We start from the raw sequence: 24,995 nt of genomic DNA, 5'->3' as shown, positions 1-24,995 counted from the left end.
GGTTGGGCTTATCAGATGAAAGCATACTCGCATAGACTAAAAGAAGAACGAATATTTCAAAGTATGTCCAGGAAAGGGAACTGCCTTGATAATTCGATAATGGAGAATTTCTTTGGTTTACTTAAGCAAGAGATATACTATGGTGTTGTTTACTATAGTTATGAGGAATTAAAATCGGAAATAGAACGGTTTATAAAGTATTACAATGAAGAGAGAATAAAAGAAAAGTTAGGATGGATGAGTCCTGTTCAATACAGGCACCATCTTTTAGCTGCATAAAGAAAACGAGACGACCGAAGTCGTCTCGTAAAAAAGTCTAACTTTGAGGGGTCACCTCAAAGTACATGCTCTCTAATAATTAAAATTATAATTCAACTTTTCTTTTATTAAATTACTTCTTACAATGCCCTTTCAAATGCATCCTTTCCTACTCCGCAAAGTGGACATACCCAATCATCTGGAAGATCCTCAAAAGCCGTTCCTGGTTCTATGCCATTATCTGGGTCGCCTACTTCTGGGTCATATTCATAACCACATGGTCCACATACATACTTATCCATTGCGTTATCTCCTTTCGAATTAGTTGCTTAGTAACTATCAAAAAATAATCAACCTACTACTTTTTTGCTATTTACTAACAGAATACTTCTTACATACTTAGTATATCGATTGTTTTTCTGTTTTACTTATATGAATAAAAATAAAAACAACTAATTTAGAAATAACAATAATCTTAAAAACAATATCCACATTAAAAAAGGTCTAGCATATTATCAAGATAAATTTCTTCTCTAACATTGATCTGATATTCTGGCTTAGTCATATAATACAACAAAAATTCCAATAGCAGAGCATTTCCAAGACCTCTTCCTTCGATTTTAAAATTAGAAAATCTCATTGGAATATATTTTTCCCGTATATCTTTAACCGAAATAAAAGCAGGATTCTTCATTGCTTTTGAAAATCTATAACCTTCTTTCGCATTAGGCGCCATACAATGATGACCTAATCCTTTTTCACCAAAATTTCTATAGCTAACCTCTTCATAACAACGCTTTCTATCCTTACACCCAAACCAACAACATTCGTTACATAAGAATTCAACTTTATCTTTCTGGAATTGTGTCATTTTTTTTAAATTATGAAACATTTTATTCAGCCTAAAATCTGGTACAACATAACTGAATTCTTCACGTTTTACTTCATCATAAAAATCCTCGAACTTTTTCAAAACCTTAGTCGTAGAACTTACATAATAAAGATTTTTATAATTTTGTCGTAAATAATCCAACAATAAATCCGAATGCACAATCACTCCATTTTTGTTTCCTTCACTTTTTGAAAAAAGCTCACATAATTCATTGCATCTTTTATCATCTAAATGTTCTTTTTTTAATTGAGAATTACTAAATGTTAAACGAGCTGAAATGTTATATTCTTTCATTAATGCAAGAACATCTTTAGCACTTACCTCACCAAATTCTATTCGGCCTCCTCCCCATAAACAATCAGTAGGAGCGCCATAAATAGAACCTATTTCACACCAATCATAAAAATATTCTCTATGCTTTCTATACACTGGCAAAAAAACTTTATAAAATTCGTAGAATTCAAACAATCCTGGCAAATGATAATAAGCTGTTACCTTTTTATTATTAATACCATCCATCATTTAAGTTTAAATCCTTTAACTCTGCGTGAGATTTTTCTCCTGGTCTGCAATATAGTTTTTGATTTTGTATACTTACTCTTGAATTCTTCTCAACCGCTTTTGTAATAAATGCATTACTTCCGATTACTGAATTGCTTCCGATTACAGTTGCTCCACCAAGAATTGATGCTCCTGAGTAAATTGTAACATCATCTTCAATTGTAGGATGTCTCTTTTTACCATGAAGTTTTTGTCCCTCTCTTGTAGAAAGCGCACCAAGTGTTACGCCTTGGTAAACTTTTACATGATTCCCGATTGTAGTTGTTGACCCAACAACAATTCCTGTTCCGTGATCAATGAAGAAATATTTTCCAATTGTTGCACCTGGATGAATATCAATTCCTGTTTTACTATGAGCATACTCTGTCATAATACGTGGAATTAGAGGTACTTTTAAAACAAACACTTCATGTGCTATTCTATAAATTGTTGTTGCATAAAATCCCGGATAACATAATACAATTTCATCTTTTCCGTTTGCTGCAGGGTCTCCATCAAATGTAGCCTGCAAATCAGTATTTAAATATTCACGAATCTTAGGGATTTTCTGAAAAAATTCAAAAGTTAATTCCTGTGCTGTTTTTTGAATATCATCTTCATCACAGCAATTGAACTCGCACTTATTATGTAAAACTATTGCAATTTGTTTTTGCATATTATACATAACGTCCTCTATCAAAACTGACACATTATTTCTAACACTATAGAAACGATACACTTTATCTCTATAATAACCAGGGAAAAATATTCTCATCAATTTTGTAACAATATCAATTATTGCCTCTTTATCTGGCTGATGAAAAACCGTTAATTTATCAATATCTCTCCCGTTTTTATAATCAGATAATATATTTTCAACAATATTTCTTACTACATCTTTTTCTTCAAATTTTTGCATCTTTCCTCCTCGAATTAAGTTTCCAAAATTCTTTTTCCTTTTAATATAATATACTCAATATACTTTTTATATAGTTTTATATTATTATACCGTACATTTATATTTTTAATTTTCAAAATTATAATATAATTATAATCTCTCTATACAGTATACTATATAATTTTTTATATACCAAACATTACATATAGTCTACCATTCTACTATGAATTAATCAATTCTGTTTTTTAGAAACTACTGCCTTATTTATGTTTTTTTGCTTTCTTTTAATGTTAGTCACTTCGTTTCGAATTCTACCACATCTCATTTAACAATTATTATACTGTTTGGCGACGATTTTTACGGCATTATTGACGGGATAGTATAACACTAACATTACTACTCCGTTAAAAACTCCATGCATTAAATCGTATGTAATCCCTGTAATCCACCATGAAATTGCATAATTAATTCCACCTATAAAAACATAGACAACACTGCACATTGCACCGAAGCAAAACCCCCAAATAATTGTCAAAAAAGTAAAAAACCAGATATCTGCCCATTTTCTCATCAAACATACTATTATTACAAGTAGTGGCCAAATATATATATACATCGCTACCCAGGTATTAAATCCCCATTGAAATATTTGGAGAAATGTAAATGCAAAAGTAGCAAAAATCACCTTATATCCAAAATTATATGCAAAAATTATAATCAAAAATGTAACTAATTCTAAATTAGGGATAATTTGAAAGGCAAATTTTGCTACTACTAATGTCGCAGTCATCATTCCAAGTAACGCAATTTCTTTTGTTTGTAATGTTTTTTTATGGTTACTCTTAGACATCTACAATTTAATCTCCTACTGTTACTGCGCTGGTGTATAAACAAATTCTATATGATCTTTGTTTTTTACAGGTTGTTCATCAATACCTTTTTGTGCATCTTTTTTATTTACCACAATTCTCCAATATGCTTTATCTTTCGCGAAATCTGCTCTTTCTCCATTAACCGAAACAACAAAAGAACCCATTGACTGTTTTTGTGCTTTATATTTTATCTTACCGTCTTTTTTCATCTCATCCATTAAGTTTTTTAAATACTTAGCATCAGTTTTTCCTTTTGTAACTTTCTCTTTACCATCTTTATTTACAACTACAAAAGTATAAGCTTTACTGCCCTTTTCTACTTTTGCTTTTTGAGAAGAATCGCTTTGTTTTTTTACAAATAACATTGCTAACGCGATAACTACTACTAACAATAAACCAACTATAATTTTTTTCTTGTTTTTCACAACTCATCCTCCATCATCTATTTTTAGTTCTAGTAATTGTTGTATTTATTTACAACTAATGGTATTTTAACATTTTTTAGCTATTATGACATCCCTAAATCGTTATTTTAGTCAATTTTTCTGTCGATATATCAGACGACGCCATAGGTCGTTATCACAAAATCTAGCATTTTATTATTCAGTAAGGAGTCTTGCTTATATGAATTTTTATTATGTATATTCAAAATTATTTTTAGAGTTTTCAGCATGCATATATAACATTATTCTACAGATTTTTTTGACATTTAGATATAACGGTAACTCAAAATCTAACATGTTTTTCAGACGACTTATTAACTATGTAATTTATGCTACAAGCTTTGATATTGCGAGTACATTAATAATTTCAAGTTTCAACAATATCAATTATGGGCTTGCACTAATAATGTACTGCCTTCAAACTGTTCTTACCATTTTTGTTTCGTATTATCTATCATGCTATACGGAAATTTATATATATGGTAATGAAAAGAAAACAAAACTTCATATTTTTAACCAAATATTTTTATATGGAATTTTATCTGTACTTTTATTCTATATTATTACAAGTTTATTGCTTTCATATCATCCTGCCGGAAATAATTTTCTCCCACCACTGCTTAAAAGGTTGCTAGAAACTATTATTCCTCTTTATTACACTTTTTATTCAATGGGACTTATTATTTTCAATTGGAAAAAATATAAACGTGCAATATTTACAGCAATTATGATTTCATATACTTTCTTTTTATTTGGATTATTACTTGAAATATTCTTGGGAAAAGTTCTTAGAATTGGGTATTTAGGACTGTCCTTGGGATTATTTATTCTATTTTTTACCGTGGAATTTCCTGATTACAACAGAATGATGTCAACATTATCTGATTTATCAAAAGCAAAAAAAGAAGCCAATTTAGCAAATGAAGCAAAATCAACTTTTTTATCAAATATGTCTCACGAAATTAGAACGCCATTAAATGCCATTTTGGGATTAGATGAGATTATTATTAGGCAAAGCAATGATCCAGAAATTCATAAATATGCAATGGACATACACAATGCCGGTCAATCTCTTTTAAGTATAATCAATGATATTCTAGATTTTTCAAAAATTGAGGCTCAAAAATTAGAAATTTTACCCGGAGAATATGCATTAAGTTCCATAATAAATGACCTCAACAACATGGTTAAACCTAAAATAAAAGAAAAAAATCTGACCTATAAACTAAACATTGACCCAACAATACCAAGTGTTTTATATGGTGATAGCGTTCGTATTAAACAGATTATTCTTAACCTTTTAACTAACGCAATTAAGTACACGCCTTCTGGAAGTATTCTTTTTTCAATAAAAACAATAGAACGTGACGAAATCACAACTACTCTCCATGTCTCAATAAAAGACAGCGGAATAGGTATGAAAAAAAGCGATATGGAAAAACTATTTTCACCTTTCGAAAGACTTGAAGAAAAAAGAAACCGAACAATTGAAGGCAGTGGTCTTGGAATTACTATTGTTTCTAGATTACTTGCTCTTATGAATTCTAGCTTAGAAGTCAAAAGTGTTTACAATCAAGGTAGTGAGTTTTCTTTTAAACTTGCGCAACGTATCATCGATCCTGAACCAATTGGAGAGTCCTATATTAATTATGCAACTAAGACCGATGATTTATACAAAATTCAAATTCAGGCTCCTTTTGCTACTATTCTTGCTGTTGACGATACAGAAATGAATTTAGTAGTTCTAAAAGGCTTATTAAAAAGCACAAAAATTCAAATTGATACCGCAACAAGCGGAATGGAAATGTTAACTATGATTACTAAGAAACATTATGATTTAATATTTATTGATCACAGGATGCCTATTATGGATGGTGTTGAAGCCTTGCATCAAATGGACACTTTCCCTCACCTGTGTAAGGACACCCCGTGCATTATTTTAACCGCAAATGTAATTCAGGGAGCTAAAGAACAATATATAAGCGAAGGTTTTGTTGATTACCTCTCCAAACCTATAAATACGGCTCGACTTGAGAATGTAATTATTCAGCATCTAGATAACTCAAAAATAATTTATCCTGATGATATCGGATATGAAAATTATGAAAACACTAAAAATAATTCACTTTCTAATATAAAGCAATCGACAATCAGTACCGATACCATAGGTGAAGTATATGAGAACATTGTAGATGGTATATCATTTGATGAGGCTCAAAAAAATTGTGGCACCGTGGAACTGTGGCTCGAAAGCACGAAAACTTTTTATAAAACAATACCTTCTTTAGCCAAAGAGTTAACAGAATACCTTGATAACGAAGATATCGAAAATTATACAATAAAAGTTCATGCTCTTAAGAGTTCAGCCCGACTCATAGGTGCAATGGAACTGTCTCATAAAGCTTTAAAACTAGAAAATTATGGAAACGAGGGAAACATAGATAAAATCAAAGAACTCTCTCCAGCAATGATTGTGGAATTAGAAAGCTACATAGATAAATTATCTGTGCTTTGTCCTAAGATTGATGAATCCGTAAAGGAATCAATTTCCGTTTCTGATTTAAACAATGCTTACAATGATATTTTAGAATGCTTAGAAGCTTTTGATTTTACAATCGCTGAAAACATCCTCAATTCACTAGAAAAATATAAACTTCCAGAAAACGAGGAAACGTTTTTTAAAGAGCTCTCAGATTGCATTTTGTTTGTAAAGCGTGATGAAGCAATTAAAATTCTAAAAGATAGGAAGAATTGACATGGCAAGAAAAATTCTTATTTTAGGTGATTCGAAAAGCTTTATGGTAAATGCATTAGTCAGTGAGTTATCCTCTAAGGGATATGAGTTCAATATAGTGGATTTATCGCTTAGAAGTCTTATGGACTTAGAACAACAAAAGCTTCTACCAAAAGCCTGTCTGGTGTATTTAAAAGAAATTGATGATATTTCTACAGCAGCTCTAAAGTATTTGTCAGAGTTGTACGATACACATCATGTAAAGATAATTTTACTAGGAAGTAAAAATGATTTGCAGGACGCATTTTTTATCATTCCTAAAAATAAAATATCCAAAGACTTTGTAAGACCTATAAATGTGATGGATTTAGAACATGAATTAGATAAAATCTACGAGGCACAAGTTGAGGATATTAAAACCAAAAAGATTTTAATAGTCGATGATGACATCGCGATGTTAAGATCGATGAGAAACTTGCTATCGCAACGATATCAGACTTTTATCGTCAATTCAGGTAACGATGCGATTAAGTTTTTAAAAAACATACCTGTCAACTTAATCTTATTAGATTATGAAATGCCAGAATTATCTGGTCCGGAAGTTTTTAATTTGTTAAGAGAAAATGCCCTAACAAAATCTATTCCGGTAATGTTTTTGACAGCTAAGCAAGATTCTGAAAGCGTCAAGACGGCGGCGGCATTCAAGCCGGAAAAATACTTATTAAAATCTCTACCGCCGGATGTGATATTATCTACTATTGATGCTTTTTTTAATAAATCACTATCATAGTGTAGAAAATATTTAGAATCCAAAAAACTTAATGATGACATAATTCCATTTGAGTCATCACATTGTTTTTATCATTGTGAATAGTCTCCGCGATTAATAAATTCAAGTTGGCGATTCAAATGATGATGGACAGCTTAGTAAAAACATAATAATTTTTTTCTAATAAAGTGTTTGCGATGTTCTTCGTAAATACGAAAACGGTACTATACTTTTAATTTTATAATATTCTAAGATTAAGGTTACACAAAAGTAACCAAAACGTGTTCATTTTTTTTAAGGTCTTTTTTTAATTTTTTATAGTTTTAAGTTATTAAACTTAAAAGAAAAACTTAATAGCGTAATGTAAAACAATATAGGTAGAATGTTCACGTAATGATGCGTGAAAAAAAATAATAGTATGTTCAAAAATCGTTGCTTCGCTATCGCCTCCGATAGTGAAGCAACTCCCTTTTTATACTTCTTTTTTCTATATTTTTATTATTCTTTTTCTTGTATTAATTCCACAAATTCATTAAAATAAATATTAGAGGTTTGTACAATATTTTTTTATCAATATAAAATATAAAGAAGGAAGTATAACATGGAAAAAGGGAAACGTACACACAGTGAATATTTAAAAGCAAAAAAATTAAGACAACGAAAAAGAAAAATTTTACGTGCTAGTGTATATATGATTTATTATGGTTTTTGGACAATTATTATTGCACTTGTTCTTTATTTTTCGTATTCATTCATAAGTTCCAAATTTGGAAACCAGGCACGACTCAAAGCCAACACCAAAGATATTGTCATGTACAATGATGAATCATTTACAGATAATGACACAACTGTCTCTCATTCATCAACTGTTTCTAATAGCAAAAGCAATAATGGTAATGATTCATCATCTAATCAGCCACGAAAACAAGAAATCGTAAATGATGGCACTTTAGTTGTATGTATTGATGCCGGACACGGTGGAAAAGACCGTGGTTGCAACAGAAGAAAAAGAAGTGAAAAAAATGATACTCTAAAACTTGCACTTGAAATTCAAAAATATTTAAACTCTCAAGGTATTAAAGTCGTTATGACTCGTTCAAAAGATAACTATCTTACTTTACAAGAACGCGTTGATATATGTTCTTCTAAAAAATGTGATTATTTTATTTCACTCCATAGAAATTGCGGTAACGGAAATGGTTACGAAACCTGGCTGGCCAGTGATGCTTGTGATGAAGCAAAAGAACTTGCTAACAACATTCATACTGGCATGGTAGATGTTGGTGTCAGTAAGGATCGAAATGTTAAAACAGGTTCACAAAAAAATCCTAATGAAGACTATTTCGTCCTTAGGAATACTACCACACCAGCTTGTCTGTTGGAACTTGGTTTTTTAAATAATAGCACAGATAATAAATATTTTGATAGCAACACAAAAGCTTATGCAAAAGCAATCAGCGACGCAATTATCTCTACTTATAACAAATACCATAGTAAAAACACTAAAAAATAATTACAATTCAGTTACAAAATGTGCCATGGGACCGCTGCCTTCACCTAAATCAAGGTTAGCTCCTATGGCTTTTTCTATATATTTTTTTGCATGAATTATAGAATTCTTTAAATCATAACCCTTTGCTAGATTTGAAGCAATTGCACTTGACAATGTGCATCCTGTTCCATGTGTGTTTTGATTATTGATTCTATCTCCATTAATCCAGTTTTTTTTGAATTGATACTGTGTTTTACACGACTTCTTACTTACTATATCATCTGATGTTTTACTTTCTGTACCACTAATCTCACACAAAAAATCATTAGCATCATTTACACAATGTCCACCTTTTAACAAAACAGAACATCCGTATTTATTTGCTATTATTTCTGCTGCTTTTTCCATATCACAACTGTTTTTTATTTCTTGTTCTGCCAAGATTTCAGCCTCTGGAATATTAGGTGTTATAACTGTTGCAAGTGGATAAAGTAATTTTTTTGCCTCGTTAATTGTTTCGTCTTCCGATAAATTTGCACCACTTGTTGCAACCATAACAGGATCAAGAACTATATTTTTTGCTTCATATTTTTTTAGTTTTTCAGAAATAACTCTTACCTGCTCTTTATCTGAAATCATTCCAATTTTTATCGAATCCGGATAAATATCTGTAAAAATCGATTCTAACTGCGCATCCAAAAGTTCTGGTGTCACATTATTTATCATACTTACACCCGTTGTATTTTGTGCAGTAATTGCTGTAATTGCACTCATTCCATAAACTTTATTTGCATTCATTGTTTTTAAATCAGCCTGAATTCCTGCTCCTCCACTTGAATCACTTCCGGCAATTGTTAAAACTGTTTTGGTTTTTCTCATGAATTGTTTTGTTATGTTTTTTAATTTTTTTACAGATTCAGCAATATTTTCAGAGGCAAAAATTGCGCCAACTACAGCCATTCCACAAATACCAGTTCCTATAAGATTCATTCCGTTTTTTTCATTTATTCCACCTATTGCAACAACCGGAATACTTACTTTACTACAGATTTCTTTTAAAACATTATGAGAGATTACATATGTATCCTTTTTGGTAGAAGTCACAAATGCTGCTCCACAGCCAAGATAATTTGCTCCTTCTGACTGTGCTTTTAACGCCTGTTCTACAGTTTTTGCTGTAACACCTATTATTTTATCTGCACCTAATATCTGTCTTGCCTTGACTGGCGACATATCCTTTTGACCTAGATGAACTCCATCAGCATCTATCTCTTTTGCAAGATAAACATCATCATCGATCAAAAAAGGTATAGATTTTTTATGGCAAATATCAAGCAATTCTTTTGCCTCTTCTTTTTTTTCATCCTGGGATAAATTTTTTTCACGATATTGTATCATCGTAACACCATTTTCTATGGCTTCTTTTACCTGATTGGCAAGTGTCCTGTTTTCTCTTGTCCACATGCTATCTGTTACACCATATAGATTCAGTTGATTAACTAACTGATTTTTTTTAGAATTGTTTATAACTTCAACAATGTAATTTGTAATTTTGTTTTCTTTTAACTTTTTTTCCATTTACTCCTCGATTCCTTTTACGAGAACTAATGGCAGAATATTCATCCCTACGTTGGCATTACCCAAATCAGGTTTATCGGTCGAAGATAATTTCTTCCTCTCAGCCCGCCTACGAGCTCCCGCAAAATATATTTTTTTTCTATCGATTTAATTTTAAAACTTTTGGCTATATTTTACAATTTTTTTATGTTCTTTTTGTAATACATTTTTATTTTTTATAATATAATAGGCTAAACGGCTGACTAACAGGACTAATTTCAAAAAATATGCTATATTATTTATAGATTACTAAAGAATTAAATAATAATCTTAAAAGATTGGAGAATAATAAATGTCAAAAATTGTTTTAATTACAGGTGCTTCAAGAGGAATAGGCGCTTCTCTTGCAATTGAATTTGCAAAAAACGGATACAATTTAAGTCTCTGTTGCCGAAATTCAAAAGAAGACCTTTATAGCTTACAAAAACATATCCAAGATAATTACCATGTTGATGTCATAACATCAATTGGAAATGTAGGTGATTTTTCTTTTGTTGAAAGCATGATAGAAAAAACAATTCAACGTTTCGGTCACGTTAATGTTCTTATAAATAATGCAGGAATTTCTCACATAGGTTTATTGTCAGATATGTCCATTACTGAGTGGAACAACATTATAAACACTAACCTATCCTCTGTTTTTTTCACTTCAAAATGTATTATTCCTGAAATGATTAAAAAACACTCTGGAAAAATCATCAACATTTCTTCCGTTTGGGGTAATGTTGGTGCTTCTTGTGAAGTAGCATACTCTGCATGTAAAGGTGGCATCAATTCATTTACCAAAGCTCTTGGAAAAGAATTAGCTCCTTCCAATATTCAAGTTAACGCTATCGCTTGTGGATGCATTGATACATCTATGAATTCATGTTTTAGTGAGGAAGAACGACAAGAACTTGCTGATGAAATACCAGCCGGACGTTTTGGAAAACCTGAAGAAGTCGCTCACCTTGCACTTCAACTTGCAACTGGCAACGAATATCTAACCGGTCAAATTGTTACATTAGATGGTGGATGGATTTAACTCTCTACGGTGATTTGGTATTTGGTGATTAAAATAAAAAAAGTCATAGGCATTTGCGGTTTGGCATTTTCCTATGACTTTTCTCTTATTTACATGTCAGTCTTCGTTTCCTAATTCATTCCTCTAGACATACATTCCGGTTCTATTTAAGATTCACCATACTTCACAAGCATATCAACTGGATTAGCCTTTCTAATTCTAATTGATGTTGCTACTGCACTGAGTATTGCGCAAAATATAATTATGGCCATTGTCAAAATCATTCCTCCAATGCCAAACTCCATTTTTACGCTTTTCATTCCAAATGACGACATTCCCATGGTCAAGAATTGACAGGCTAGAGATTTTGAAACAACTACACCAAATAATGAACCCACAACGATTATTGGTACGTTTGACATAACCATTTGTAAAATCAATTTTTTTGATGTAAATCCCAAAGCTTTGTTTAAGCCTAGATTTTTCCATTCCATGACTACTTTCGAATGAATTAAAAGTCCCTCAACAAACATAACTATAAAAGCAGTTATTATAGAAATCACAATACTAAGTTTAATTAAAACATTACTTACAACATCAGTTGTTTCTGCTGCCATTTTTTCAAAGTTATCTATTTTGTTTTTGCCTTCTGGATAAACTTTCAAAACTTCTTTTCTCATATCTTGATAGTTTTTTTCATCTGCGGCATATATCGTATATAGGACTTCTTCTTTCCATTTAGTTTCATCTGGATTTAAACGTTCGTATGCATTTTTGTTCATCATAACTGTACGCCCCATATTGTTGATTTGTTGATAGATGCCAGTAACAATAAAGGTTTTCTTAGGGCTTTCTCTTGTCAATGCAACTTCTATCGTATCACCTGCTTTAATTCCTAAATCTTCTGCTACACCGCCACCAATAATTATCTCGTTTTCATATTTGCTGATTCTTCCTTCAACAATATTACAGTATCTAAGTTTCGATAAATCTTGGAAAATAAAAGTGCTAACGATGCTTCCTTTTCTATTTTTTTGACAGTTTGCATTGCTACTTACCTTACTTTTTCCCTTCTTTTGTTCTTCCTGTGTACTTTGGAAAAAACATGAAACATTTCCATACCTACCATGCATAGCCTTAACATGCGGTATTTTTTCAAGTTTATCTTTTAACGATTCATCACCATAAACGCCAATTGTACCGCCTTCTGTTCCCGCAAATTCAAGAATTCTTTCCTGATTATTTCCAAAATTATAATAAATTCCGTACGCTGTTTGCATAATAATCGCCATTATCGCCATCATTACAAACATTCCGATTTCTTTTTTCCCTGATGAAAAAACATTCTTCAACGAAAGTGTTAAATTAATTGGTAGTCTTGTTGTTATCAAAGGAAAGTAATTCTTCTTATAATTGTGTGTATTAATTCCACCCCTTAGAGCAGTTAACACCGTGATTTTTTTGAACCTTCGTGAACCTCCATAAGCTATTCCACATGAAAAAACAAAAATAGCAAAAGCAATTATAAACACATTTTTAACATCTAACCCTTGGTTCCACTCAAGTCCAAGAACATCTTCCATCAATCTTCCTGCATTACTATATAGAAGTTTTCCAAATATAACTCCAATTATTGTACCAACTAAAGTCACAAGTCCAATTTCAGATACAATAATCTGTCTTAATTTAGATATTTTATACCCTGACGCCATCAATAGTCCAATATCTCTCATGTTTTTTTCAATAAAGTTTCTGATAGCAAAAGATATAACTATTGCCGAAATCACTAAGACCATTATGGAAAAAATAAATAATACTGCAAGAGCCAATTTTGGCATGAACATGCAACCGCCTTTCATTCCACTGTACCAGCCTATTGCCTCTATTGATATTTTTTGTCCATCTACTACACTACCTGTTTTTTTATTAATTTTATCAGAAATATCATCTTCAACTTTGTCTTTATAGTATTTATTTTTTAAAATAATATTATATTTAACCTGCGAGGCAACTTCCTGATTTTTGGCTATTTTTTTCATCATATCTTCTGAAACGTAAATATTATAAACTGTAACATTTAAAGGTGTTGAATACATTGGATCTTGAGTGTAACCAGCCACACGAAAATTATATTTGTTTTCGTTTATTTTAAGCTGAATTGTTGAACCAATTTTATAATGACCATGAAGATAATAAGGCAATAAAGCATCATTTTTTTCATATGAATTAGGAAACTTATATACCTTATTAATTGTCCTTTTTTCCTTATAGGATTGAATAGCAAAAGTAAAGTCACTCCACTGCTTATCAGATTTTTCCTTGTATTTTGCATTCGCAAGTAATCTTTTAACAGCTTCACAGTCTTTTATTCGTTTATCTTTTTTTACAACTTCTTGTGTTACATTTTTTGCACGCTCATTAAGCGAAATTACAACTTCTGCCCCATTTATATCTTTAAAATGGCTGTCTACTACTTTTCCCATTGTAAAAATCATTGATAAGCTCACAAGCATAAGCATCGTTGAGAGCATCACAAGTGTAATAAATACTACAATATCTGCTTTTTGTCTTTTTATATTAGCTTTTATTAAAAACAAATTTGAATACATATTACCACCCCATTTCTTCTAAGAAATGATTTAGTTTCTGGTTAGAGCTACTGTCTCTGCTGGTAAACTTTCCAAGAGAAATCGAATCTCTTATAACTCCATCTTCTAAGTACATAACTCTATCCCCTCTTCTAGCGGCCTCTATACTATGCGTTACCATAACAATTGTTTGACCATTTTCGTTCATCTTTGTTAAAATATCAAGTAACTTTTCTGTGTTGTCTGAATTTAATGCTCCTGTTGGTTCATCTGCAAAAAGAACTGGAGGATTGTTGATTATGCCTCTTACTACTGCCACTCTTTGCTTTTGTCCACCTGAAAGTTGACTTGGAAATTTGTTAAAATCCTCTTCTGTAATTCCTACCTTTAGCAAAAGCTCTTTACATTTTTCTGCTAATTTTTTCCTATTTTTGTGTGTTAAAAGTCCACAAACCATAACATTATCAATTGCAGTTAATGTATCATTTAAAAAATTTTGTTGAAAAACAAATCCTGTATTCTTTCCCCTAAAAACACATAATTTTTCATCTGAATAATTCTGTATTTCTTCTCCTTCATATATTATTTTTCCTAATGTTGGGCGATCCATTCCTGATAGAGAATACAATAATGTTGATTTTCCCGAACCTGAATTCCCCATTATGACCAAAAATTCACCCTTATGTATTTCAAGATTCAAATTTTTGAGCACATGTTGTTGCACAGAATCATTTGAAAATGTTTTGCATAAATCTTTTGCTATAATTAACTCTGACATTTTGACCTCCTAAATTTTGCATCTAAAAAATGCTTATATTATCAATTTTTCTTTTTGGAAATTTCATTTCCTTGTTAGTTTATTTTTTATTCTTATTTTTTGCACTACTTCTTAGGTACGCCTTAATAATACAGCACTTTTTTTTGCAAATCTTTACGTCAAACTTGCATATTCCTTAACTGTTTCTTACATTTTTAATACTGAAGTTTAATCCATTTTGTTTTTAAATCTTATTTTTCATTATATGAAGTTCTACCACAAATCCATTATCACAAAAGATTTCTACTCCACCACCTTGTTTTTCCATAAAGTATTTGACAAGATACATTCCAAGACCCGCACCAACATCTTTAGACTCTTTTGCATTGCTTCCTCTGTAATATTTCTGGGTCAAAAGTGGTAACTCTTCTTCCAAAACTCCCTCTCCAAAATCACGAATTGTCATTACTATTTCTGAGTCTTTTTCTTCATATTTTACTTTAATAACTGTGTTTGCATACTTATATGAATTATAAATTATGTTAGTAATGACCTGTTCCATCCTTAATTCATCCATATAAACCAAACATTCTGGAACCGAGTTTTCTTCTTCTATTTCGCCAAAAATCCTTAACTCATCTAAAAAATGTGATAGTTTTCTAGAATCCGTCAAATTTGCCTCAACATCTAGCTCTTCTAATTCTTCTAATGTTGCATGGAAAAGGTTATTGATTAATTCATTAATTGTATCTGCTTTTTTTTCGATGGTTTTTAATTTTTCAAGTTTTTTAGGATTATCCTCCTGAATCTGCAAAACTTCTGTAACTGCCTTAATTGTTGAAATTGGAGTCTTTACATCATGACTAAGTTCTGCTACAAGTTCTTTTTTAGCAACGTTTGCTTCATATTCTCTACGTTTTGATTTTTTTAACTCCTCCCTCATAATATCAAAGCTTTCTGTAACTTTTCCAAAGGGATTAAGCTTATGAATAGGAAGTCTTATATCTAGATTTAACTTTGATATTTCGCTTGTATAATTTTCGAGTTCTTTGTATGGGCTTAAAATTCCTTTCCAAATGTATAAAAACAAAGTTAAAAAGGCTACTGAAATAACTCCCCACATAAATAGGGATTTTTTTATTAAATCTTTTTTAAACTTTACAATATAATTCTTATTTTTCCGCCATATAATCGACCCGCTTTTATTGTTTTTTAAATCAAATTCTGTAACAAAATCACTATTCTTGTAAGCATTATAAAGCTCTTTTTCATAATCTTCATCACTTTTAAAAATAATTCTATATGTTTTATTATCAGATACTATGTTTTTCTTTTCATACTTTTCAAGGACTAAATGATATTTTTCATTAATATCATTTAGATTCGTCTCCGGTTCCTTAAATTGAAAAATCGAATAGACTATCCATAGCAATGAAAGTATTATTACTGACAAAATTATTATTGCTAATTTTTTTATTTTCATATATCTAATTGATACCCCGTTCCCCAAATAGTTTTTATAAGTTTAGGATTGCTAGGATCTTCTTCTAGCTTTTCTCTAAGCCTTCTGATATGTACATTAAGCGTGCTATCACTATAAAATCCATCGTGCCATACGTTTTCAAATAATTCTTCTTTTGTAACGATTTCACCCTTGTGTTTATATAACTCCTCTAATAGTGCAAACTCTCTCGCTTTTAATACCACATTTTTTTCTCCGTATTCCACCATAAAAGTCTTATTATTTAACTTCAAAAAAGGGATTTCTTGTTCTATACTATTTTCTGGCATGTTTTTTGAGGCCAAGTTTTTTTCTTCCATACTCTTACCATTTGAATCTAACTCAATTTTTTTATTTAAGTCAAGTCTTCTTAATATTGCTTTAACCTTTGCCATAAGTATACTAAGTGAATAAGGTTTTTTTACATAATCATCTCCGCCCGAACTTAGAGCCACTAATATATCATCATCCTTTTGTCTTGCACTAATAAAAATTATTGGAAAATCATATTTTTCCCTAACTTTTCTACAAATATCTACTCCATTTTCTTCTTTTAAATTTATATCTAAAAGCAATATTTTAACTTCATTTTTTTCTAAAAAATCAAAACAAGCTTTTCCATTCTCTACAAAAGCTGATTTAATCTCAAACATATTAAAATACTCTGCTGTAGCCTCAGCTAATTCTATCTCGTCTTCAACTATCAAACATTGGTATACCATTGCTGCTTCCTCCTTTTGATGCTATTGGTGATTGGATTGCGTTATGTCCATTTTTAAATGTCATTTGTCGTCTTCGTCGGCTATATACCATCTCTTTATGATACTATAAAAATAATATCACATGAATACCTCCATTTCTACACACTTCCACCCAAAAGATCTCTTACATGTTTTTTATAACAAAAAACTCTGCCCACCGATTTTTTCATTGTTTTTCGGTAGGCAGAGCTATTTATATTTTAAAATGGCATCAGTTTACTATTATGTTTTTTGCAATTGCTTTTCCTTGCAATTATATTAGTATTAAATCTTTTCTGCTGTAAGAATAATCACTGTCCTTGCTGGAACTCTTATCGTGTTTGGTCCATATATTTCTGTAAACGCCTCTATATCTACTCCATCTTTATACTCGCAATATGTATTAACTACGACTTTCCATTCATACGCATATGGTAACTCTGGAAGTTGCATGGTAAGAGGCTCCCAATATGTATTTATTGAAACAAAAATTATATCATCTTTCGTATCCTCTTCATCGCGTCCCGCATACATTACACCTATCATGTGTGTATCATAATCGGTTTGTGATTTATAAGGATAACCATTATGAATACTAATCTCTGGTAGTGATGATTTAGCTGGCTTGGTTGATTTTCTAAGTACGGCATGTTCCTTTCTGAATCTAATCATATATTTTACAAAATCATGTATTTCTCTATATTCATCTAAGCGATTCCAATCAAGCCATGAAATAATATTATCCTGACAATATGCATTATTATTACCGAATTGCGTATTACAGAATTCGTCCCCTGCAAAAAACATAGCTGGTCCTCTACTGCATAGTAACGTTGCAAAAGCATTTTTTACTAATCTTAATCTAAGTCCCTGAATTACAGGATTGCTAGTCTCGCCCTCAACTCCGCAATTCCAACTATTTCCATTATTGTCACCATCCGTATTATCCCATCCATTTTTCTCATTATGTTTCACATTGTACGAATATAAATCATACAATGTAAAACCATCATGACAAGTTAAGAAATTCACTGATGCACTATTTCCACGATACTTAGGATCATATAAATCTTTTGAACCAGTTATTCTGTTAATTGCATCTTGAGCTGTTCCAGGATCACCTTTTAGAAATCTTCTCATATCATCTCTATATTTTCCATTCCATTCAGCCCATCTACTCCATGAAGGGAAACTACCAACCTGGTATAAACCACCTGCATCCCAAGCTTCAGCAATCAATTTTACTTTTCCCAAAACAGCATCAAACGCCATCTCCTCAAGAATAGGAGGATTAGCCATTGGTGCTCCATTTTGATCTCTACTTAAAATTGATGCCAAATCAAATCTAAATCCGTCAACCCTATATTCAACAACCCAGTGTCTTAAACAATCTATTATAAAACGTCTTACAATCGGATGATTACAATTCAATACGTTTCCACAACCACTGAAATTGTAATAATATCCATCGGGTGTTAGCATATAGTATACATCATTATCTATTCCTTTAAAAGAAAAACAAGGTCCTTTTTCATTACCTTCTGCTGTATGATTAAATACAACATCTAGAATTACTTCTATTCCATTTCTCTTCAAATCGTAAATTAATCTTTTTAGTTCTTCACCTTCATGATTATGTTCTCGTTTATAAGCATAACTTGTGTTTGGTGCAAAAAAACATACTGTATTGTAGCCCCAATAATTATATAATTGAACACCATCAACCACTCTTGCACTTTCCATTTCATCAAACTCAAACACTGGCATTAACTCTATTGCATTAATTCCTAATTCTTTTAAATATGGAATTTTTTCTCTAATTCCCTGAAATGTTCCATTTGCATGAACTCCCGAAGATTTATCTTTTGTAAAACCTCTTACGTGCATCTCATAAATAACTAAATCTTCAAATGGCAATTCTAATTGTTTTACATCTCTCCAGTCAAAATTGTTTTTAACTACACGCGCCTTATATGTAAATGGCTTACCGCCATCCTCTGATTCTCCCCAGTTTCTCTGACCTGTTACAGCCTTTGCGTATGGATCAAGAAGTACCTTTTTTGCATCAAAAATCTTGCCCACTTCTGGTTTATATGGTCCATCAAATCTATACGCATACTCAAACTCATCTATTTTCAACCCATATACAAGCATTGAATACGTATTACCAATATGACAATTCTGCGGAAACTCTATTTCCGCATAAGGTTCGCTTTCTCTAGGTTTAAAAAGTAACAAAGTACAACTTGTAGCACTATGAGAATTAATTGTAAAGCTGACCCCAAAAGGTGTTTCTGTTGCACCTAACATTCTGTAATATCCTGGTCTAACCATATATCCACTAACTTCTTTTAATGGGGGTAGTTTACCGTCTGCACCATATAATTGCTGTGCTGCCATATCCATCTCATAATAACTCATAAAACCATCGGCAGGATCTTGTTTTTCCGCATTCGTCCCCCTTGCACTTTTAGGTTTTATAGAATTTACAAGTCTTTTATCTTTCCAAAACATGGAAAACCTCCTTGTTATTAACATAAATTTTACTTATGTTTTCCCTTCTAAACAAAAACTAATTTGAAAAACAAAATTTCCTATGTTATATTTATCGACATTTTTTCAAAATATATTCTATTAAAATAAAATCTCTTCTTAGAAACTCTTCTCACTTTTAGTCTATCACATTATGCCCTTATAGTGAAGTCTCACACAAGTAAATGCCGCTATTTCATATCGGTAATTGAATTACCAAACTACAAATTTAAAATATAAAATAAATAAAAATCAAATATACACTCCACAAAATATGTATTATAATAGTTGTTATGTGCAATTAGATAAATAATAAAATTATAGAACTATAAATACTTTAGATAGGAGAAATTAGAATCATATGACCGATTTGGAAAAATATTATAATAAATTCAATGAAGAAAAAAGACTTAATTCTCGCTACGGCAGAATAGAATATGAAGTTTCGATGACATATATTCATAAATATATTGATGCATATTTGCAAAAAAACAATATGAAAAAAGAAGACTTGAAGATTCTTGAAATTGGAGCAGGTACCGGCCGATATTGCGTTCCACTCTCCGAAGAAGGATACGATGTATATGCTGTTGAATTGGTAAAATACAATTTGGGCATATTAAAATCAAAAGGAAGCAAGGTAAAGGCAATACAGGGAAATGCCTTAAAATTAAAGAAATATGAAGACAATTTCTTTGATATCATTCTAGTTCTAGGACCTATGTACCATTTACTTAAAAAAGAAGAAAAAATTCAGGCATTAAATGAAGCCAAAAGAGTTGCCAAAAACGGGGCAAATATTTTTGTGTCATATGTAATGAATGATTATGCTGTTTTGTTTTTCGGGGTAAAAGAAGGAAACCTCGGAGAAAGCATTAAATCTGGCAAATTAGATGAAAATTTTCATTGCAAGGAAAACGCCAATGAATTATACAGCTATGTAAGAATAGAAGATATTAATGAACTAAACGAGATAGTAAAATTAAAAAGAGATTTAATTATATCTCCAGATGGCTCATCTAACGTATTGCGTCAATATTTGAATAAACTAACAGAAGAAGAGGTTGATTTATTTATTCAATATCAATTGGCAACTTGTGAGAGACCTGATTTACTTGGTGCTGGAGCTCATACACTTGATATACTTGAGGTCGAAAAATAATGATTTAATGCAATTTAATTTTAAAAAACAAAGAAAGGTTGGAAAAATAGAAAATGATAACATTATTAAAAGATAAAGTAGCTGAATTCTATTCAGACGGAGAGGATTTCACTGTTGGAAAATGTATTTTAGATTCTGATGATGCTGTTCTAATAGAAGCACTTGATTTACAAGGAAAATGGGACGGCTTTTATTGGATGAAAAAAAACACTTTAACTGAAGTCATCTATGATTCAGAATATATTAATAAAATGAAATTATATATAGAGTATTGGAACGATAAAAAAGAACAAAATGATAACCATCCTACTCTTACATATTCTGAACTCTCTGTAAATATTAATGATTTACTTAAATTAGCTAATCAAAAAAATTTACTCATTACTATTATGAGAAATGATGAAGAAGAACTAGATACAGGGTTTATTAAATCAATTGAAAACGATAAGTTTACTTTAGAATGTGTTGATATATCATCAGCTAAAATGCTTGAAATACTTGAAGTAAAAACTGATGAAGTTGTATTCGCAGAAATCGATAGTATAGATAATAGATTACTCGAATATGCATATTCAAAAAATAAATAAAATTACTAATCTAAAATAAAAAGGTAACTCTTTTGTTATTTGAGGAATCACCTCATTTTTATCAAAGAGTTACCTTTATTTTTTTAATCTTTTAGAGTTTTAGACAACTTTTGTTTCATCAAACATTTTCTAGTCTTATAGTATTAGTCTCACTCTTTCTTATAATCTTCATTTGTATCATTGTCATCTTTCACATCAAAATCATCATCGTCTGTGTTCAAAAAACTTTTTATTTTTTGCTTATTCTCATACATCATAGCATCTGCTCTATCCCTTGTGTCTTCTAGTGTATTATCAATTTTTTTATCGTAAATTGCATATCCTATCGCTATATTCATCACTCGAGACGGTTCTGTCTGATTATACTTGTCTTGAAGATGTTTAATGGAATTAACATATTTACTAATAGGAATTTCTAGTTTATTAGTTATAATTGTACAAAATTCATCTCCACCAATCCTGTAACTCACACCAATTTCATTAAAAACAGCATCGATTATCTTTGCAGCTTCAATAATATATTTGTCTCCCTCTTGGTGTCCATACGAATCGTTGGTTTTCTTTAAATCATTTAAATCATATGTAATGATAGTAACATTAATCTTTCTTTGACGTTCTTTCATCCATCTTTCAAATGAATTTCTATTTTTTAAACCTGTCAAAACATCTTTCTCTGCTAAATTGTAGTAATATTCTAATCGATGACGTTCATCTAGCATTTTAGACCTGTTATTTGCAAGTTTTCCCCAGATTGTAGCACTGACTATTATTATCATTGAAATAGCTATCATATATGAATCCAAGCTTATAAAATAGTATATAAACAAAATACTAACTATACTTAAAAACAAAAAAACTATCTCAACTATCTGTCTTATATTCTCTCTTTTATGTCTAATATTTTGTTGAATATTTAAAATTCCCGTATATAGCAAATCAATCACTACAACAACGTAAAAGAAGTGAGTCACCACAACACTTTGATGCAACTGCAAAATTCCTGTAACCTGAAAGAGCAATGCAAAAACAATATTTACCACATATCCAATGCCAACAAAAGTATGCACTATCTCATTTCTTCGATTGTAATACTTACTAAAAAATAATAATAACGGATACGGAATCAACATAATTTCTACGTAACTTATAAAGTACCTTGCAATACTATTTTGATAAAACATCGTTACAATATGGGATTCGTTTACAGCCCAGATTCCTAATAAAACCAAAACTATACCACAATAAATCGCACCATCACTTTGTTCTAGTTCAACCGAAGCAAACACGCAATTTGCACACATATATAAACCGATTATTATTACAACTATTGAAAAAATAAGTTCAACAAAATACTTTGCTAAAAAACTTTTTATAGTTTTAGACTCATCTCCAATAGAAAAACTCACATCTTTATTAACATTAATTCTATCTTCAGGTTTAATATAAACATAAACATCATTTTTTATATTGCGCTCTATAACAATTCTATTCCACATATTTCCAGTTGTGTTACCATATCTAGAGTTCACCTTGTGACAACAGTATATATGTTCACCATCTACATACGCATCAACCTCTAGTCTATTTGTAAAAAAAGAAATCATATTTCCTTTTTTTATTATTTCATCTCTATCAAATATATAGATTTTTTCGTTTTCTGTAATCTCGACCTTTTTAGGTTCAATAGTTTCAACTTCTTTAGCAGCATATCGACTACTGCAGTTATCACAGTTTTTATAGATATTCGAAAAAATCATCAAGAAAAAAATGATCGTTACAAATAAAGCTTCTATGAAAAAAAATATTTTTCTTACGTTACTATTCACTTCCTTCAAACATCATTCCCCCTAAAATAACAAACTGGTAGACTTTTCCTCTAAGCAGATTTATATTATTTCTCTATCTGATTTCTGTCATCTCAGCTGTTATGTCTTCTAACTCATCACACAATTTCTGTGCTTTAGAAAACTCATCCTTTAATAAATGCTGTTCAATTCGTCTTTCTACTTCTTTTTTCTTTTGTTCAAGCAATAAATAGTCCTTATTAAAATGCTTAGAATAAATCATTTTTCTAAATGCTCTATTGCTCATTTGACGAATCGAATTATTTTCAACCAATAAAACTCTATCAGCTAATGTTGCTATAGTATAAAAATCGTGCGACACAAATAACACAGCTCCATTATATTCCTTTAAAGCCTTTTCTAATGACTCTTGTGCATATATATCAAGGTGACTTGTTGGTTCATCTAAAATTAAAACATTAGGCTTTTTAGATGTAACTTCTTTAACCTGGCTCATATTTTTCTCGCCACCAGACATCTTCTTGGCATCCTCTGATTCTTGTAAATCATCCCTTGTTTGAGACAAAATAGAAATCATCGCATTTGGTGAAAATTCAATACTTCCATCGAAATTTTTATTTGAGTTTTCACCGTTTTTACTTTCTATATTTTTACTTTTTTGATTTGCGACTTCCATTATTCGGCTAAGAAGAGTTGTTTTTCCTGTTCCATTAGCTCCAACAATTGCAACTTTTTCCTCTCCTTTTATATCGAAATCTACTTTTTCTAATAATGTTTCCTCAAACGCCACTCCAAAATCAGAAACTTTAATTGCTACTTCATCCTCTTCTAATGATTCAGAAGGTTCTATTTGAATATCATACACTGGTGTCTCTAAAAATGGTGACTTGATTTTATTCATTTTTAATCTTTCTAGATAACTAACTCTAGCCTTTAACTGTCTTCCACGCGAAGCTGAATCAATCACTGTTGCAGTGGCTCTTAATTTTTTAACCATCTGCTCATTTTTTTCTATCTCTTCATCTTGCTGTTTTTCAATTTGTCTGTTTTCTAATTTTGTTTCTAATCTCATCAAATTATATTCGATAAAATTACCAACAAACTGTTGCACTTCACAATTCTCAATCTGTAAAATCTGATTGAAACAATGATTCAATAAAAATCTGTTATGTGTAATTACTAACATTGTTTTTGGGTATGTTTTGATTAATTCTACTAAACCATTTAAATTCTTAAAATCCAAAAAAACATCAGGCTCATCCATTATCAACAAGTCCGTTTTCATAAGCATAGCCTTTATTACCTGAACTAATTTAAACTCTCCACCTGAAATATCTTTAATTGGCAAATCACATTTTTCAAATAAATCAGCATCTTTTAAAGCTTTATAAATATTTGTAGATGAGTGTTCTCCATCAAGTGCTAGATACTCATCCAAAAGATTTTGATATTTTTCAAATAACTCATCCATATTTTCAGCTTCAGTCATCATAGCACATGTATCTTCAGTTTCTTTTAATAATTTTACAAAATACTCATTTAAATAATCAAAAACTGTTGTTTTACATGCTTTATCATGAACTTCAAACTGTTTTACGTAACCAATTCTTTTGCCCTCTAACCCGGTTATTTTTCCATCATATAAGTATTTATCCGGATTTAACATCATATCAATTAATGTTGTTTTCCCTGTTCCATTACTTCCTATAAATGCGCAATGCATTCCTTCTTCAATTTCAAAAGAAACATCTTTATATAATTCTTTTTCAGGAAAAGAATATGATAAATTTTCTACTTTGATCATC

The 24,995-nt window shown here is 30.7% G+C and carries 20 protein-coding genes and 1 riboswitch; of the genes, 7 read left to right on the top strand and 13 right to left on the bottom strand.

Annotated elements, in window-relative coordinates:
- On the top strand, window positions 1–279 hold a 279-nt coding region (locus BLV79_RS06475; RefSeq protein ID WP_143470205.1), incomplete at its 5' end, for an IS3 family transposase.
- A gap of 119 nt (window positions 280–398) precedes the next feature.
- On the opposite strand, the gene rd is transcribed toward BLV79_RS06475, so the two are convergent.
- The 5 genes from rd to BLV79_RS06450 form a co-directional block, all read right to left on the bottom strand.
- Complete coding sequence (rd, locus tag BLV79_RS06470; protein WP_074717259.1) at window positions 399–560, bottom strand: rubredoxin; 162 nt, start codon at window positions 558–560, stop codon at window positions 399–401.
- 191 nt (window positions 561–751) lie between these two features.
- The gene (locus tag BLV79_RS06465) at window positions 752–1,672 is read right to left on the bottom strand and encodes a hypothetical protein (RefSeq protein ID WP_242871446.1); all 921 of its coding nucleotides are present in this window, start codon (window positions 1,670–1,672) and stop codon (window positions 752–754) included.
- Window positions 1,656–2,609: a serine O-acetyltransferase EpsC gene (epsC, locus tag BLV79_RS06460; protein WP_074717257.1), complete on the bottom strand. Its 954-nt coding sequence runs from the start codon at window positions 2,607–2,609 to the stop codon at window positions 1,656–1,658. Before epsC ends, BLV79_RS06465 begins: the two co-directional genes overlap by 17 nt.
- A 304-nt stretch (window positions 2,610–2,913) precedes the next feature.
- Complete coding sequence (locus tag BLV79_RS06455; protein ID WP_074717255.1) at window positions 2,914–3,438, bottom strand: hypothetical protein; 525 nt, start codon at window positions 3,436–3,438, stop codon at window positions 2,914–2,916.
- A 21-nt stretch (window positions 3,439–3,459) separates the two neighbouring features.
- Window positions 3,460–3,885: a DUF4430 domain-containing protein gene (locus BLV79_RS06450; protein WP_074717253.1), complete on the bottom strand. Its 426-nt coding sequence runs from the start codon at window positions 3,883–3,885 to the stop codon at window positions 3,460–3,462.
- A 199-nt stretch (window positions 3,886–4,084) separates the two neighbouring features.
- Here BLV79_RS06450 and BLV79_RS06445 point away from each other — a divergent pair, with 199 nt between their 5' ends.
- The 3 genes from BLV79_RS06445 to BLV79_RS06435 all read left to right on the top strand — a co-directional run bounded on the left by BLV79_RS06445 (window position 4,085) and on the right by BLV79_RS06435 (window position 8,919).
- On the top strand, window positions 4,085–6,658 hold the full coding sequence (locus tag BLV79_RS06445) for an ATP-binding protein (RefSeq protein ID WP_074717251.1): 2,574 nt from the start codon (window positions 4,085–4,087) through the stop codon (window positions 6,656–6,658).
- A gap of 1 nt (window position 6,659) precedes the next feature.
- Window positions 6,660–7,427: a response regulator gene (locus BLV79_RS06440; RefSeq protein WP_074717249.1), complete on the top strand. Its 768-nt coding sequence runs from the start codon at window positions 6,660–6,662 to the stop codon at window positions 7,425–7,427.
- Between the two features lie 580 nt (window positions 7,428–8,007).
- Window positions 8,008–8,919 (top strand): N-acetylmuramoyl-L-alanine amidase, encoded by a 912-nt coding sequence (locus BLV79_RS06435; protein ID WP_074717247.1) that lies wholly within the window; start codon window positions 8,008–8,010, stop codon window positions 8,917–8,919.
- Here BLV79_RS06435 and thiD read toward each other — a convergent pair whose 3' ends face one another.
- Window positions 8,920–10,476: a bifunctional hydroxymethylpyrimidine kinase/phosphomethylpyrimidine kinase gene (gene thiD, locus BLV79_RS13175; RefSeq protein WP_074717245.1), complete on the bottom strand. Its 1,557-nt coding sequence runs from the start codon at window positions 10,474–10,476 to the stop codon at window positions 8,920–8,922.
- 27 nt (window positions 10,477–10,503) lie between these two features.
- Window positions 10,504–10,609: riboswitch (TPP riboswitch) on the bottom strand.
- 198 nt (window positions 10,610–10,807) lie between these two features.
- On the opposite strand from thiD, the gene ymfI reads away from it, so the two are divergent.
- Window positions 10,808–11,539, top strand: a complete 732-nt coding sequence (gene ymfI, locus BLV79_RS06425; RefSeq protein WP_074717243.1) for an elongation factor P 5-aminopentanone reductase — start codon at window positions 10,808–10,810, stop codon at window positions 11,537–11,539.
- Between the two features lie 146 nt (window positions 11,540–11,685).
- Here the strand turns inward: ymfI and BLV79_RS06420 are convergent, their stop codons facing one another.
- The 5 genes from BLV79_RS06420 to glgX form a co-directional block, all read right to left on the bottom strand.
- Window positions 11,686–14,127, bottom strand: coding sequence for an ABC transporter permease (locus tag BLV79_RS06420; protein ID WP_074717241.1), 2,442 nt, complete (start codon window positions 14,125–14,127; stop codon window positions 11,686–11,688).
- A 1-nt stretch (window position 14,128) separates the two neighbouring features.
- Window positions 14,129–14,884: an ABC transporter ATP-binding protein gene (locus tag BLV79_RS06415; RefSeq protein ID WP_074717239.1), complete on the bottom strand. Its 756-nt coding sequence runs from the start codon at window positions 14,882–14,884 to the stop codon at window positions 14,129–14,131.
- Between the two features lie 223 nt (window positions 14,885–15,107).
- Window positions 15,108–16,346 carry a HAMP domain-containing sensor histidine kinase gene (locus BLV79_RS06410; protein ID WP_074717237.1) on the bottom strand — a complete coding sequence of 413 codons (1,239 nt, stop codon included), beginning with the start codon at window positions 16,344–16,346 and terminating at the stop codon, window positions 15,108–15,110.
- Entirely contained in the window at window positions 16,343–17,086 is a 744-nt protein-coding gene (locus tag BLV79_RS06405) for a response regulator transcription factor (protein WP_074717235.1), read from the bottom strand. The genes BLV79_RS06410 and BLV79_RS06405 overlap by 4 nt, the downstream gene beginning before the upstream one ends.
- 303 nt (window positions 17,087–17,389) lie before the next feature.
- On the bottom strand, window positions 17,390–19,504 hold the full coding sequence (gene glgX, locus BLV79_RS06400) for a glycogen debranching protein GlgX (protein WP_200795883.1): 2,115 nt from the start codon (window positions 19,502–19,504) through the stop codon (window positions 17,390–17,392).
- Window positions 19,505–19,997: 493 nt separating this feature from the next.
- Here glgX and BLV79_RS06395 point away from each other — a divergent pair, with 493 nt between their 5' ends.
- Together BLV79_RS06395 and BLV79_RS06390 are read left to right on the top strand one after the other, a co-directional pair.
- Entirely contained in the window at window positions 19,998–20,798 is an 801-nt protein-coding gene (locus BLV79_RS06395) for a class I SAM-dependent methyltransferase (protein WP_074717233.1), read from the top strand.
- 53 nt (window positions 20,799–20,851) lie between these two features.
- The gene (locus tag BLV79_RS06390; RefSeq protein WP_074717231.1) at window positions 20,852–21,385 is read left to right on the top strand and encodes a hypothetical protein; all 534 of its coding nucleotides are present in this window, start codon (window positions 20,852–20,854) and stop codon (window positions 21,383–21,385) included.
- A gap of 149 nt (window positions 21,386–21,534) precedes the next feature.
- Here the strand turns inward: BLV79_RS06390 and BLV79_RS06385 are convergent, their stop codons facing one another.
- Together BLV79_RS06385 and BLV79_RS06380 are read right to left on the bottom strand one after the other, a co-directional pair.
- Entirely contained in the window at window positions 21,535–23,211 is a 1,677-nt protein-coding gene (locus BLV79_RS06385; protein WP_242871447.1) for a sensor domain-containing diguanylate cyclase, read from the bottom strand.
- 73 nt (window positions 23,212–23,284) lie between these two features.
- Complete coding sequence (locus tag BLV79_RS06380) at window positions 23,285–24,994, bottom strand: ATP-binding cassette domain-containing protein (protein WP_074717226.1); 1,710 nt, start codon at window positions 24,992–24,994, stop codon at window positions 23,285–23,287.
- Window position 24,995 lies beyond the last annotated feature (1 nt).

The sequence above is a fragment of the Lachnobacterium bovis DSM 14045 genome (assembly GCF_900107245.1).
Lineage (GTDB): Bacteria > Bacillota > Clostridia > Lachnospirales > Lachnospiraceae > Roseburia > Roseburia bovis.
This window is presented reverse-complemented; position numbering and strand designations above follow the sequence as displayed.

Bases quoted from the DNA above. Each gene is read 5' to 3' on its own strand.
- rd (WP_074717259.1), bottom strand. From the start codon at position 560: ATGGATAAGTATGTATGTGGACCATGTGGTTATGAATATGACCCAGAA.
- BLV79_RS06465 (WP_242871446.1), bottom strand. From the start codon at position 1,672: ATGATGGATGGTATTAATAATAAAAAGGTAACAGCTTATTATCATTTG.
- epsC (WP_074717257.1), bottom strand. From the start codon at position 2,609: ATGCAAAAATTTGAAGAAAAAGATGTAGTAAGAAATATTGTTGAAAAT.
- BLV79_RS06455 (WP_074717255.1), bottom strand. From the start codon at position 3,438: ATGTCTAAGAGTAACCATAAAAAAACATTACAAACAAAAGAAATTGCG.
- BLV79_RS06445 (WP_074717251.1), top strand. From the start codon at position 4,085: ATGAATTTTTATTATGTATATTCAAAATTATTTTTAGAGTTTTCAGCA.
- BLV79_RS06440 (WP_074717249.1), top strand. From the start codon at position 6,660: ATGGCAAGAAAAATTCTTATTTTAGGTGATTCGAAAAGCTTTATGGTA.
- BLV79_RS06435 (WP_074717247.1), top strand. From the start codon at position 8,008: ATGGAAAAAGGGAAACGTACACACAGTGAATATTTAAAAGCAAAAAAA.
- thiD (WP_074717245.1), bottom strand. From the start codon at position 10,476: ATGGAAAAAAAGTTAAAAGAAAACAAAATTACAAATTACATTGTTGAA.
- ymfI (WP_074717243.1), top strand. From the start codon at position 10,808: ATGTCAAAAATTGTTTTAATTACAGGTGCTTCAAGAGGAATAGGCGCT.
- BLV79_RS06420 (WP_074717241.1), bottom strand. From the start codon at position 14,127: ATGTATTCAAATTTGTTTTTAATAAAAGCTAATATAAAAAGACAAAAA.
- BLV79_RS06415 (WP_074717239.1), bottom strand. From the start codon at position 14,884: ATGTCAGAGTTAATTATAGCAAAAGATTTATGCAAAACATTTTCAAAT.
- BLV79_RS06410 (WP_074717237.1), bottom strand. From the start codon at position 16,346: ATGAAAATAAAAAAATTAGCAATAATAATTTTGTCAGTAATAATACTT.
- BLV79_RS06405 (WP_074717235.1), bottom strand. From the start codon at position 17,086: ATGGTATACCAATGTTTGATAGTTGAAGACGAGATAGAATTAGCTGAG.
- glgX (WP_200795883.1), bottom strand. From the start codon at position 19,504: ATGGCAGCACAGCAATTATATGGTGCAGACGGTAAACTACCCCCATTA.
- BLV79_RS06395 (WP_074717233.1), top strand. From the start codon at position 19,998: ATGACCGATTTGGAAAAATATTATAATAAATTCAATGAAGAAAAAAGA.
- BLV79_RS06390 (WP_074717231.1), top strand. From the start codon at position 20,852: ATGATAACATTATTAAAAGATAAAGTAGCTGAATTCTATTCAGACGGA.
- BLV79_RS06380 (WP_074717226.1), bottom strand. From the start codon at position 24,994: ATGATCAAAGTAGAAAATTTATCATATTCTTTTCCTGAAAAAGAATTA.